This is a genomic window from Duganella sp. GW821-FHT07G03, from assembly GCF_059418605.1.
The window spans coordinates 219,805-233,334 of record NZ_JBWKQE010000002.1; the positions used below are offsets into that span (position 1 = coordinate 219,805).

At 65.8% G+C, this 13,530-nt stretch carries 8 protein-coding genes; 6 read left to right on the plus strand and 2 right to left on the minus strand.

Annotated features, from left to right (window positions below):
• The first annotated feature begins 12 nt into the window (after window positions 1-12).
• From AC07OK_RS04885 to AC07OK_RS04895, 3 genes are all read left to right on the plus strand, one after another.
• Entirely contained in the window at window positions 13-2,178 is a 2,166-nt protein-coding gene (locus AC07OK_RS04885; RefSeq protein WP_494689221.1) for a glycoside hydrolase family 88 protein, read from the plus strand.
• A 93-nt stretch (window positions 2,179-2,271) separates the two neighbouring features.
• Window positions 2,272-4,677, plus strand: coding sequence for a TonB-dependent receptor (locus tag AC07OK_RS04890; RefSeq protein WP_494689222.1), 2,406 nt, complete (start codon window positions 2,272-2,274; stop codon window positions 4,675-4,677).
• Window positions 4,678-4,792: 115 nt separating this feature from the next.
• Window positions 4,793-7,318, plus strand: a complete 2,526-nt coding sequence (locus AC07OK_RS04895) for a cation-translocating P-type ATPase (protein ID WP_494689223.1) — start codon at window positions 4,793-4,795, stop codon at window positions 7,316-7,318.
• 2 nt (window positions 7,319-7,320) lie between these two features.
• On the opposite strand, the gene AC07OK_RS04900 is transcribed toward AC07OK_RS04895, so the two are convergent.
• The gene (locus AC07OK_RS04900) at window positions 7,321-7,656 is read right to left on the minus strand and encodes a hypothetical protein (protein ID WP_494689224.1); all 336 of its coding nucleotides are present in this window, start codon (window positions 7,654-7,656) and stop codon (window positions 7,321-7,323) included.
• A 198-nt stretch (window positions 7,657-7,854) separates the two neighbouring features.
• Here AC07OK_RS04900 and AC07OK_RS04905 point away from each other — a divergent pair, with 198 nt between their 5' ends.
• The 3 genes from AC07OK_RS04905 (at window position 7,855) to recQ (ending at window position 12,854) form a co-directional block, all read left to right on the plus strand.
• Window positions 7,855-9,975, plus strand: coding sequence for a M36 family metallopeptidase (locus tag AC07OK_RS04905; RefSeq protein WP_494689225.1), 2,121 nt, complete (start codon window positions 7,855-7,857; stop codon window positions 9,973-9,975).
• Window positions 9,976-10,153: 178 nt separating this feature from the next.
• Window positions 10,154-10,990 (plus strand): undecaprenyl-diphosphate phosphatase, encoded by an 837-nt coding sequence (locus AC07OK_RS04910; RefSeq protein ID WP_494689226.1) that lies wholly within the window; start codon window positions 10,154-10,156, stop codon window positions 10,988-10,990.
• Between the two features lie 40 nt (window positions 10,991-11,030).
• Entirely contained in the window at window positions 11,031-12,854 is a 1,824-nt protein-coding gene (gene recQ / locus AC07OK_RS04915) for a DNA helicase RecQ (RefSeq protein WP_494689227.1), read from the plus strand.
• An 11-nt stretch (window positions 12,855-12,865) separates the two neighbouring features.
• Here recQ and AC07OK_RS04920 read toward each other — a convergent pair whose 3' ends face one another.
• Window positions 12,866-13,513, minus strand: coding sequence for an NADPH-dependent F420 reductase (locus AC07OK_RS04920; protein WP_494689228.1), 648 nt, complete (start codon window positions 13,511-13,513; stop codon window positions 12,866-12,868).
• Window positions 13,514-13,530: the final 17 nt, after the last annotated feature.

A 13,530-nucleotide genomic window follows, 5' to 3' on the forward strand; every position in this document is an offset into this window, starting at 1 on the left:
GAGACCCCCCACATGAAACCAACGTATCTGCACGCCGCCGTGCTGGCCGCCCTTATGGCCGCACTGCCCGCAACACCAGTCTTCGCCAGCGACGCGCCATCGGCCGCCATCAATCCGAAAGCGGTATTGAACGCGATGGAGCGCGTGGCCGACTGGCAGCTGGCCAACCCCAGCACGCACCGCACCGACGACTGGACGCAGGCGGTGGGCGATACCGGTTTCATGGCCCTGGTGGGCATTTCGGGCGACCGCAAATACCGCGACGCGATGCTCGCCATCGGCGACAAGAACCAATGGAAGCTTGGGCCCAACCACTACCACGCGGATGACCATATCATCGGCCAGACCTACGCCGAACTGTATCTGCAACTGCACGATCCGAAGATGATCGCCGCCATGCGCGCCAGCTTCGACGACATCCTGGCCAACCGCCGCAGCGGCACGCTGGACTTCACCGTGCCGGGCAACCAGGAGCGCTGGTCCTGGTGCGACGCGCTGTTCATGGGGCCTCCGACCTGGCTGCGCCTGTGGGCCGTCACCGGCGACCAGCGCTACCTGGACTTCGCCGTCAGCGAATGGTGGGCGACGTCGGACTACCTGTACGACAAGGAGGCGCACCTCTACTTCCGCGACAGTAAATACTTCGACAAGCGCGAAGCCAATGGCCAGAAGGTCTACTGGGGACGCGGCAACGGCTGGGTGATGGGTGGCCTGGTGCGCATGCTGCAATACCTGCCGGCCAAGCACCCTGCCCGTCCGCGCTTCGAGCAGCAGTACAAGGAGATGTCGGCCAAGCTGTTGACGCTGCAGCAGCCGGACGGCCTGTGGCGCGCCAGCCTGCTGGACCCGGCCAGCTATCCGCTGAAGGAATCGAGTGGCTCGGCGTTGTATGCCTATGCCTTCGCCTGGGGCGTCAACCAGGGCCTGCTGGACGCCAAGACCTACCAGCCCGCCGTGCGGAAGGTGTGGGGCGCGGTGATGACCAACGTGCAGGCCGACGGCAAGCTGACCCACGTGCAGCCGATCGGACAGGACCCCAAATCGTTCAACGACGACGCCACCGAAGTCTATGGCGTTGGCGGTTTCCTGCTGGCCGGCAGCGAGGTGTATCGCATGGCGGTGCTGGACAAGGTCAGGCCGCGCACGGTCAGCGTGGCCAACGGCACCGAAGCACTGCGCGGCGACGAGCTGGTGGAGGTCACCCCGGGCGTCAAGGCGCCGGTGGTGATGGATGCGGCGACGTCGGCGATCCTCAATTCCCAGGTGATCGGCAAGCAGCTGCTGTTCTCCGTGAACGTGCCGGCCGGCGACACGCGCCGCTACCTGGTGCTGCCGGCCGAACGCCTGGCCGCCACGCCGCCGGCCGACGTGAAGACGCATGCGCGCTTCGTGCCGGAAAGGCTGGACGACTTCGCGTGGGAAAGCGACCGCACCGTGCACCGTGTCTACGGGCCGGCCATCATCAAGGACCCGAAAGAACACCTGATCAGCAGTGGCGTGGACGTTTGGGTCAAGCGGGTGCGCTACCCTGTGGTGGACAAGTGGTACAAGACCGGCGCCTATCACAAGGATGCCGGCGAAGGCCTGGACTACTACCACGTGGGCCAGAACCGCGGCTGCGGCGGCACCACCATCTACGCCGACAACGCACTGCATAACTCGTCCAACTACCAGAACTGGAAGGTGCTGGCCGACGGCCCGCTGCGCTCCGTGTTCGAGCTCAGTTTCGGCAAGTGGGACGCGGGCAAGGGCCGCATGGTCTCCGAGGTGAAGCGCTTCTCGATCGACGCCGGTTCCAACATGACCCGCGTTGAAAGCCGCTACAGCGCCGGCGGCAAAGGCCCGCTGACGGTGGGCGTGGGCATCGTGCAGCGCGACGGCCAGGGCGACTACGTGACCGACGCCGCCGGCGGCTGGACCAGCTACTGGGAACCGCAACACGGCGACGACGGCATCATCGGCTGCGGCGTGATCCTGCCGGCCGGCGCCAGCGGCTACGCCGTCACCGACGGCCAGCAACTGACGCTGGGCAAGGCGCAAGCGGGCAAGCCCTTCGTCTACTACTTCGGCGCCGGTTGGAACAAGAGCGGCGACTTCGCCGACGGCGCGGCATGGCAGGCCTACGTGCGCAACTACGCGCAAAAACTGAAGGCGCCGCTGTCCGTCACTACGCAATAAATCGTAGCACCGCCGGACGTCCTAACAGCGCCGGCGTTTTCTGACCAAACGTGGAATCGATTCCACGCAGCAATTAATAAAAACGGAGACCTCATGAAACCTGCCATCCCCGCGCTGCGGCCCATCACGGCCGCAGTCGCGCTAGCCCTCCCCCTGCTCGGCCTCGGCGCCGCCTCCGCCCAACAGGCCGCCCCGGCCGACAGCGGCAAGCTTGAATCGGTGGTCGTCACCGCCAACAAGCGCGCCCAGAACCTGCAAGACGTGCCGGCCTCGATCACCGTGCTGGGCGACGCCGTGCTGCAACGCTCCAACGTGCGCGACCTGGAAGACATCCCCTCGCTGTCGCCGGCGCTGACGCTGTCCTACGGCAGCCAGCCGGGCAACTTCAGCATCAATATGCGCGGCATCGGCACCTTCTCGCTGGGCATCGGCGTCGAGGCCGACGTCTCGGTCATCGTCGACGATATCCCGCAGGGCATGCAAGCCGGCGCCTTCAAGGACCTGGCCGACGTCTACCGCATCGAAGTGCTGAAGGGACCGCAGTCCACCTTGTTCGGCAAGAGCTCGATCGCCGGCGCGTTGAACATCACCACCAAGCCGATCGGCGGCCCGATCAAGACCACCGTCAGCACCTACCTGACCGACGACCATGAGTGGCGGGCCGGCTTCAGCGTCGGCGGCGCCGTGTCGGACACGCTGCGCATGCGCCTGGCCGCCAGCAAGACCAGCTACCAGGGCACGCTCAACGACCTCACCACCGGCGGCCACCTGAACGGCAGCAAGGGCGACAACCTCAGCGGCAAGCTGGAGTGGACCCCGACCGACCAGCTGACCGTGACCCTGACGCCGCACTACAACCGCACCGAAAAGTTCTGCTGCTCCAACGCCTACAGCTATATGTCGCCGGGCGGCATCTACCGCAACGCGCCGCAGCTGCCGGCCTCGCTGGTGCTGGCCGGCATCGCCATCGGCCCCGGCAACCGCGACGTGCGCAACGATTATCCGACCGGCGGCAAGTTCCACGACGTCGGCACCGGCGTCAAGCTGGACTGGGCGTTCGACCCCAACGGTCCGCTGGCCGGCCACACGCTGAGTTCGATCTCGTCCTACAGCCGCTACCACATGGACGACTACCAGGACAACGACAACACCGACATCGACATCCTGCCCTTCCTGCTGCTGCCCAACGGCCAGCCGACCGGCATGCACGGCGGCCTGTTCCAGTACGGCTCGTTCGACGTCCACTCGACCACGCAGGAGCTGCGCCTGACCTCGCCGGACAAGGGCGCGGTGCGCTACGTCGCCGGCCTGTGGTACGGCAAGAACTGGCTGAACCGCGAGCTGACCAAGGCGCCGCTGATCCAGGCCTACGGCACCTCCTACGGCGCCGACGCCTGGAACATCAGCAAGGCCATCTACGGCCAGGGCTCGTGGGACTTCGTGCCGAACACCAGCCTGATCCTGGGCGGCCGCTACAACGACGAAGACACCGGCTACAACTTCCGCCGCTACACGGTGCCGCCGCAAGTGCACGCGCTGACCGAGTATTACCACAAGGAAGACAACGACAAGAGCTACACCGGCAAGCTGGGCCTGGAGCACCGCATCAACCCGGACAGCATGGTCTACGCCATGGCCTCGACCGGACACAAGGGCGTGGCCTACGACCTGACGTCCGGCTTCACGGCCGCCACCGCCAAGCTACCGGCCGTCAAGCCGGAAACCGCGAAGAGCTACGAGATCGGCCTCAAGCAAAGCCTGCTCGACAACCGCGCGATGTTGAGCATGGCGCTGTTCCGCACCAACTTCTCGAACTTCCAGCAGTCATCGAGCTTCTTCGACGCCGACGGCACTTACCGCACCGGCTTGAACAGCATCGGCGGCCTGCGCACGCAGGGCGTGGAAGCGGAAGGCAGCATCCGCATCACGCGCGAGCTGCAGCTGAACGGCAGCTTCGCCTACACCGAGGCCACCATCCAGTCCTTCGAAAACGGCCCGTGCTACAACGTGCTCAACGCCACCGGCACCGGCACCGTGATCGGGCCGGGCTGCGTGGTCAGCCCGAAGTACAACAACAGCAATGTGCAAAACCTGGCCGGCAAGACCTTGCCGAACGCGCCCAAGATCAAGGTCAACCTGGGCGGGCAGTACGACCTGGTGCTGCCGTCGCAAAGTTTCAACGGCTTCGTCGCGGCCACCACGCGCTACCAGAGCCGCACGCAGTTCTCGCTGAACCAGGACCCGATGACGGTACAGGGCGCTTTCAGCATCACCAACCTGAGCTTCGGCGTGAAGGACAAACAGGACCGCTACAAGTTCACCTTCCTGGTCAACAACCTGTTCGACAAGCGCTACGCGGCCGGTCTGAACAACGGCTACGCCAGCAGCAACTGGAGCAGCAAGGCGCCCAACGTGCCGCTGGTGGTCAACACCACCGAGTGGCTACCGCCGCGCGACTTCCAGCGCTACTTCGGCGCCCGCCTGGACATGACGTTCTAAAGCTTGCAAAAGGCGGGGTCAGAAAGGCGGGGGCTTTTTTTTGTTCATGGTTTCGCAAAGTCACTTAAGATAACGATATTGCTACGACCTCGCTCCCCCCTCTCTCGCGAACAACATGGACACCACGGCGGCGCAGCAGAACAGCGATGGCCTCACAGCTGCGCAGGTAGCGGAAAAACTGCGCGCCAACGGCCCGAACGAACTTCCCACCTCGCGCCCGCAAAGTGCCTGGCGCCTGTTGCTGGACGTGGTGTCCGAGCCGATGTTCCTGCTGCTCGTCGCCTGCGGCGCCATCTACCTGGTGCTGGGCGATCGCAACGAAGCGCTGATGCTGCTGGCCTTTGTCGGCATCGTCATCGGCATGACGTTTTTCCAGCAGCGGCGCACGGAGCGCTCGCTGAACGCCCTGCGCGACCTGTCCTCCCCGCGCGCGCTGGTGATACGGGGCGGCAAGCAAGAGCGCGTCGCCGGCCGGGAGCTGGTGGTCGGCGACCTGGTGCTGCTGGCCGAAGGCGACCGCGTTCCCGCCGATATCGACCTGCTCACCGCGTCGAACCTGACCGTCGACGAATCCATGCTGACGGGAGAATCCGTGCCGGTGACCAAGCATGGCGCCGACGCGCTCGAGGCCAAGGAACGCCGCCTGTACTCCGGCACCCTGATCACCCAGGGAACGGCGAGCGGCCTGGTGATCGCCATCGGGCCGAACAGCGCGCTGGGGCGCATCGGCGCCTCGCTCGCCGCCACCGGCAGCGAGCTGACGCCGATCCAGCTGGAAACGCGACGCGTGGTCAAGGTCGTCGCCACCGGCGGCTTGTGCCTGGCCGCCGCCCTGGCGTTCGCCTACTGGTGGCTGCGCGGCGACTGGCTGCAGGGCTTGCTGGCCGGACTGACGCTGGCCATGGCCATCCTGCCCGAGGAATTGCCGGTCATCCTGACGCTGTTCCTCGGACTGGGCGCGTGGCGACTGGGGCGCGAAAAAGTGCTAGCGCGCAGCATCCCCGCGATCGAGCTGCTGGGGGCGACCACCATCCTCTGCGTCGACAAGACCGGCACGCTCACCGCCAACCGCATGGCCGTGGTCCAGCTGTGGTCGGAGCAGGCGGACCACGATTGCCGGGCGCCCGGCGCCTCGGCCCTGCAGGAGGAGCTGCACGGCCTGCTGGAATACGCCGTCCTGGCCAGCCATCGGCAAGCGTTCGATCCGATGGAGTCCGCCATCGGCCAGGCCGGCGCGCGCCTGCTGGCCAACACCGAACACCTGCATTCGGACTGGGCGCTGATCGACGACTATCCGCTGTCGCGGCAGATGCTGGCGATGTCGCGCGTCTGGCAATCGCCGGACCGTTCGGAATACCTGATCGCCGCCAAGGGTGCGCCGGAAGCCATCATCGATTTGTGCCATCTGGAACCGGCGCGCGCGGCCGCCATCGCGGCGCAAGTCGCGGCCATGGCCAATGACGGCTTGCGCGTGATCGGCGTCGCCAGCGCCATCTTCCCGGCGGCCAGCCTGCCGGACAACCAGCATGTGTTTGATTTTGTCTTCCTCGGCCTGGTCGCCTTGCAAGATCCGTTGCGGCCGGAAGTGCCGCAGGCGGTGGCGCAATGCCATGCGGCCGGCATGCGGGTGGTGATGATTACCGGCGACCATCCCGCCACCGCGCTGGCGATCGCGCGCCAGGCCGGCATCACCGGCGCCCAGGGCGGCCTGCTGTCGGGCGTCGAGCTGGCGGCCATGGACGACGCCACGCTGCAGCTGCGGCTGAAGGATACCGACGTCTTTTGCCGCATCGCGCCGGAGCAGAAACTGCGCCTGGTGCAGGCGTTCCGCCACGGCGGCGAGGTGGTCGCCATGACCGGCGACGGCGTCAACGACGCGCCGGCGTTGAAGGCGGCCAGCATCGGCGTGGCGATGGGCGCGCGCGGCACCGACATCGCGCGCGAGGCGGCCGCGCTGGTGCTGCTCAAGGACGACTTCTCGTCGCTGCTGCTGGCGGTCCGGCACGGCCGCCGCCTGTTCACCAATCTGCGCAAGGCCATCGTGTTCATCGTCGCGGTGCACGTGCCCATCGTCGGCCTGTCGATCCTGCCGGTGTTGCTGGGCTGGCCGATGCTGCTGATGCCGGTGCACATCCTGTTCCTGCAAATGGTGATCGACCCCGCCTGCTCGATCGTCTTCGAGGCCGAGCCGATCGAAGCGGGCGCCATGACCAGCAAGCCGCGCCGGCCGGACATGCACCTGTTCGACCGCGAAATCCTGGTGCGCGGCCTGCTGCAGGGAGGCGGCCTGCTGGCCATGCTGATCGGCTTTTATCTGGCCGTCAAATGGTCGGGCCAGTCCGACGACATGGCGCGCACCACGACCTTCCTGACCTTGGTCTTGTCCAACCTGGGGCTGATCCATACCAACCGCAGCTGGTCGCAGACGTCCTGGCAATGGCGGCCAGCATCGGGCCGGCCGTTCGCCTGGATCAGCCTGGCGACCACGCTGTTGCTGGCGGCCGTGCTGTGCCTGGACGGCATCCGCGCGCTGTTCGCTTTTTCACGGCCCAGCTTGGGACTGCTGCTGGCGTGCGGCGCGGCGACGGCGTTGAGCGTCGCCTGGTTCGAGCTCATCAAGCACCGGGCCTCGCATGTATAGTTTTACTCTGCCTTGACCGTCAGGCGCTTGATCGCACGGTTCTTGCCGTAAGTGGCCGACACCAGCAGCGCCTTGCCGCAGCGGGTGCGGTACAGATAGCTGCGTTCTTCGCCGTCGACCGTGCGTTGCAGCAGCTCCAGCGGCGGCGCGGCCTGGGCCGGACAGGCGCGCAGCAACGCCGCCCCCTCGGCCGCCGGATCGACCGCCATGTTCGCCACGGCGGCGGCCACCTGCCGCGTCACCTCCGGCTCCACATCCTCGATCGGCTTGGGCGCCTGCGCCATCGCGCAGCCGGACGCCAGCGCGACCGGCAAGAGCAGGGAAAACAGCCTGTGCATAAGCGACCTTTGGTGGGTGGTTTGGGGTCCATCTTAGCGCCGGGCGCGCAGCACCGCTATGTCTCATTTTTAACAGAATCCGGAAAACTGTCTAAAAACACCCGATTTTACAAATGGCAAAAAGGCGTGGATATACTCGTTTTGCACCCACAAGGCTCGCATACCGAATCAACCAATACCTATAGGAGTTCATGCAGCATGCGCCAATTCGCCCGTCCCCTGATTGCATCCCTGATCGTCCTGGCCTACGCGGGTTCCGCGCACGCCGGCAGCTACTCCGTTGATAACCTGACGCTGTTCTCGCCCGCCACCGCCACCACGGCCGACGACGCGCTGCGCCAGAACGCCGCCCAGTTCGGCCTGCCGGCATCGCTGAACAACCTGGGGCTGGTGAAGGTGCAGGAATCGCTCACCGGCAAGCACTACCACTATCAGCAGATGCTGCGCGGCCTGCCGGTGGACCGGGCCGAGATCATCGTCTCCCTCAGCAAGAGCGGCCAGCTGCAAAAGATCTTCAACGAAACCCGCCACATCTCCGACAAGGTCGACGCCAGCGCCGTCAACCAGCTGTACAACCAGGCCCAGATCACCGAAGACCAGGCGCTGGACAAGGCCTGGACCAATATGAAGGTGCAGCACCCGCTGGTGGCCGCCCCGTCCACCGAACTGGTGTGGGTCACCACCAAGGACGGCGTGCAGCTGGCGCGCAAGGTGCGCATCGAGGCGCAGATGCCGACCGGCGGCTTCGTGCAATTCCTCAACGCGCATGACGGCGCCGTCATCGGCTCCTACTCCACCTCGCTGCCGCGCCGCGGCAAGCGCACGCTGGACGCCCGCGCCGAGCTGGCCGGCCCCGTGCTGGACCGCCACGCCGCCACCAAGGCGGTCAGCGACAGCCAGGCCGCGCATGGCCGCCGCGCCTTGCAAGGCGGCGCCGTGGCCGCCGTCACGCCGTCCGGCATCAACGGTTCCGGCTACGCCTTCGATCCCGATCCGCGCACGGTGCTCAACACCGACGCGCTGACCGACACCTCGCCCGCCTCCGCCTTCGACGCCGCCTACTCGACCAAGACCCTGCGCGACCTGACGGTGAGCGCCGGCGTCTACAAGCTGAGCGGCCCGTTCGTCAACATCAAGGACATCGAAGCGCCCAACACCGCGCCCAGCACCACCAGCAACGGCGTGTGGACGGCCAAGCGCGGCAACGACGCCTTCGACGACAGCAACGTCTACTTCCACCTGGACCAGAGCCAGCGCTACATCCAGTCGCTGGGCTTCACCGGCACCAAGTCCATCATCAACCGTCCGCTGGACGTCGACACCAACGGCGTCAACGGCGACGACAACTCGCACTACAGCGGCGGCGCGGCCGGTTCCGACTACCTGGCCTTCGGCCACGGCTGCGTGAACGACAGCGAAGACGCCGACGTGATCCTGCACGAATACGGCCACGGCATCCAGGCCAACATCGACAGCAGCTGGAGCGGCGGCGACACCGGCGCCATGGGCGAAGGCTTCGGCGACTACTGGGCCGCGTCCTACTCCTACAGCACCCCGAACGGCAAGATCTACCACCCGGAGTGGGCCTTCAGCTGGGACGGCCACGGCGCCTGCTGGGACGGCCGCATGCTCAACCGCACCGACGCCAAGTACAACGCCAGCAAGACCTACGCCGCGCACCAGTCGGTGACCGAGGGCGGCGTGAGCTTCCAGTCCGATGAGCTGTGGTCGGCGCCGCTGTACCAATCGATGGTGGCGCTGATCGCCGCCGGCAAGCCGCGCGCCAATATCGACCAGATCATCCTGGAAGCGCACTTCGGCCTGGGCAGCAACGTCAAGATGCCGGCCATGGCCACCGCCATCGTCAACGCGGCCAAGACGCTGTTCCCGGCTGACCTGAGCTACGCCAACACCTTCCAGGCCAAGTTCGAGGCGCAGAACATCCTGTCGTCGGTGGTCGGCGGCCCGACCATCAACGAAGTGGAGAGCAACAACACCACCGCCACCGCGCAGGCCATCAGCACGGCCGGCACCACCGTCAACGGCACCATGAGCGCCTCGTCGGACGTCGACTATTACAAGATCGTGCTGCCGTCGGGCAAAACACTGGCCCTGAGCCTGGCCCCGAACGCCAGCTCGGACTACGACCTGGAGCTGTACAACAGCGCCGGCACCAAGGTGGCCTCCAGCGTCAACGGCACCGGCGCGGTCGACAGCCTGAGCTACGGCACCGCCGGCACGCTGTACGCCAAGGTGATCTACTACGGCGGCGGCACCGGCGCCACCAGCGGCAAATACACGCTCAAGGCCAGCTGGTAAGCGTCTCGCGCTCGAAAGTTCTTCCTTTCAACGCCCCGATCCGGGGCGTTTTTTCGTTTGGCCGCCGAAAACCGCATTACGCTTGAGTGAGATTCAGAATAGCAGGCAGCGAACATGGTAAGCTTCGACCCCGGCGCTGTGACAGGGCCTCCCCTCCCACCAACTTATAACTGACTTCATGGATATCGTTCTCGCACTCAAAGCCCTGATCATGGGCCTGGTTGAAGGTTTCACCGAATTCCTGCCGATCTCGTCGACCGGCCATCTGATTCTGGCGGAACACCTGCTGGGCTTCCAAGGCATGGAAGAAAAAATGAAAGTGTTCGAGATCGTCATCCAGGCCGGCGCCATCTTCGCCGTCTGCTGGGAGTACCGCGCGCGCATCGCCGCCGTGCTGACCGGCCTGGGCGACCCGAAACAGCAGCGCTTCGCGCTCAACGTGCTGATCGCCTTCCTGCCGGCCGCCGTGCTGGGCGTGCTGTTCAACAAGGCCATCAAGGCCAAGCTGTTCGCGCCGGTGCCGGTGGCGCTGGCCTTCATCGTCGGCGGCTTCGTCATCCTGTGGGTGGAAAAGCGCGAGAAGGCCAATCCGGCCATGGCCCGCATCAATTCGGTGGACGACCTCAAGCCGATCGACGCGCTCAAGATCGGCATCGCCCAGGCGTTCGCGCTGATCCCCGGCACCAGCCGCTCCGGCGCCACCATCATGGGCAGCATGATGTTCGGCCTGTCGCGCAAGGTGGCGACCGAGTTCTCGTTCTTCCTGGCGATCCCCACGCTGCTGGGCGCCACCGTGTATTCGCTGTACAAGGAACGCGCGCTGCTGTCGGCCTCCGACCTGCCGCTGTTCTCGATCGGCACCGTGGCGGCCTTCGTCTCGGCCTTCCTGTGCGTGCGCTGGCTGCTGCGTTACATCAGCTCGCACACCTTCACCGCGTTCGCGTGGTACCGCATCGCCTTCGGCCTGATGGTGCTGGTCACCGGTTACACCGGCGTCATCGTCTGGGCCGATTAAACCTTAGTTGTCATTTTGTTGTCGGAATCGAGTAGTAGAAATGGATCATCAGGAAAATAACGAGCGCGCCCTTCATCTGCTGCAAACCGTGTTTGGCTACCCAGTCTTCCGCGGACAGCAGGCGGAGATCGTCGGCCATGTCAGCGGTGGCGGCGACGCGCTGGTCCTGATGCCCACCGGCGGCGGCAAGTCGCTGTGCTATCAGATCCCCGCGCTGGTGCGCGACGGCGTCGGCGTGGTCATCTCGCCGCTGATCGCGCTGATGCAGGACCAGGTGGACGCGCTGGCCGAAGTGGGCGTGCGCGCCGCCTTCCTCAACTCCACCCAGACCTACGAGGAAGCCAACCGCATCGAGCGGCTGGTGCGCACCGGCGAGATCGACCTGGTCTACGTGGCGCCCGAGCGGCTGATGACGGAGCGTTGCCTGAACCTGTTCCAGGCATCGAAGATCGCGCTGTTCGCCATCGACGAGGCGCACTGCGTGTCGCAATGGGGGCACGACTTCCGGCCCGAGTACATCAAGCTGTCGGTGCTGCACGAACAGTTCCCCAACGTGCCGCGCATCGCGCTCACCGCCACCGCCGACCAGCAGACCCGCGCCGAGATCGTCCACCGCCTGCAACTGGGCGACGCGATGCAGTTCGTGTCCTCGTTCGACCGCCCCAACATCCGCTACCAGATCGTCGAGAAAGCCAACGGCCGCAAGCAGCTGCTGGACTTCATCACCACCGAGCATGGCGGCGACTGCGGCATCGTCTACTGCCTGTCGCGCAAGAAGGTCGAGGAGACCGCCGAATTCCTGAACGAGAACGGCGTGCGGGCCATGGCCTACCACGCCGGCATGGACCACGCCAAGCGCTCGGCCAACCAGGCCAAGTTCCTGCGCGAAGAGAACATCGTCATGTGCGCCACCATCGCCTTCGGCATGGGCATCGACAAACCCAACGTGCGCTTCGTCTGCCACCTGGACCTGCCCAAGAGTATCGAGGGCTACTACCAGGAGACCGGCCGCGCCGGCCGCGACGGCGAACCGTCCAGCGCCTGGATGGCCTACGGCCTGCAGGACGTGGTGCTGCAGCGCCGGATGATCGACGAATCCGAGGCCGACGAAACCTTCAAGCGCGTGCTGGGCACCAAGCTCGATGCGATGCTGGGCCTGTGCGAAACACTGAGCTGCCGGCGCGTGCGCCTGCTCGACTATTTCGGCGAAGCCTCCGGCCCTTGCGGCAACTGCGATACCTGCCTGATTCCGCCGGTGTCGTTCGACGGCACGGTGCCGGTGCAGAAGCTGCTGTCGGCGGTGTACCGCGTCGACCAGCGCTTCGCCGCCGGCCATGTGATCGAAGTGCTGCGCGGCGTGGAGACGGACCGCATCAAGACCTGGCATCACGATTCGTTGTCGGTGTTCGGCATCGGCGCCGACCGCAGCGAGCAGGAATGGCGCGCGATCCTGCGCCAGGTGATCGCGCTGGGACTGGTGACGGTCGACCATGAACAATACAGCTCCTTGAAACTGACCGACGCCGCGCGGCCGGTGCTCAAGGGCGGGCAGAAGGTGCAGCTGCGCCAGTACCAGAAGCCGGTCAAGCAGAAGAGCGCGAGCCGCGCCTCCAAGGGTTATGTGGAGAGCGACCTGTCGCCGCGCGAGCAGGCCATCTTCGACAAGCTGCGCTGGTGGCGGGTGGAGACGGCGCGCGCGCACGACGTGGCGGCCTACATCATCTTCAACGACGCCACCTTGCGCGAGATCGCCAAGGCGCGTCCGACCACGCTGTCCGACCTGCGCGGCATCTCCGGCGTCGGCGAGAAGAAGCTCGCGTCCTACGGCGACGAGATCGTCGCCATGATCAGCGAGATGGAGTAGGCCGCAACCGGTCAGATACGGACCAAGTTGTGCGTCGACAGCGGGCCGAAAGGCAGCGACGCCAACGGTCCGCCAACGTCCAGCGTGCCCAGGTCGACCGGGAAGAAGCCGGCGGCCTCCATGATGCCGCGCACTTCCGCCTTGGCGGCCGCGTCGTCACCCGAGTAGAACAACACCCGCTTGCCGCCTGCCGTTTCCGGCTCCTTCAGCACGTTGACGTCGTTGTGGTTGAACGCCTTGACCAAGCGTGCGCCAGGCACCAATTGCCGGATAACTTGGCTCGAGTGCTTTCCGCCCAGATCGACCGCCTTGATCCCATATGCCGCCAGCGGATTGCTGGCGTCGTTCGCATCCGGCGGCGTCGCGGGATCGAAGAACTCCACCGGGTTGGTGCCGTCGATCACGATGCGGCCATTCCATGCCGGCAGGCTGCCCAGCACTTTCGCCGCATCGACCCAGCGCACAGCCACCAGCACCATGTCGGCGCTTGCCGCCTCTTCCACCGTGCCGGCCTTGATGGATGGTCCCAGTTCCTTGACCAGGTCGGCCAGCGAGGCAGGCCCACGGCTGTTGGAGATGGTGGCCGGGATCCCTTGTTTGGCCAGAATGCGAGCGAAGTTGGAGCCGAGGGCGCCCGAGCCAATGATGCCGATAGTCATGATATTTCCTTTAAAGT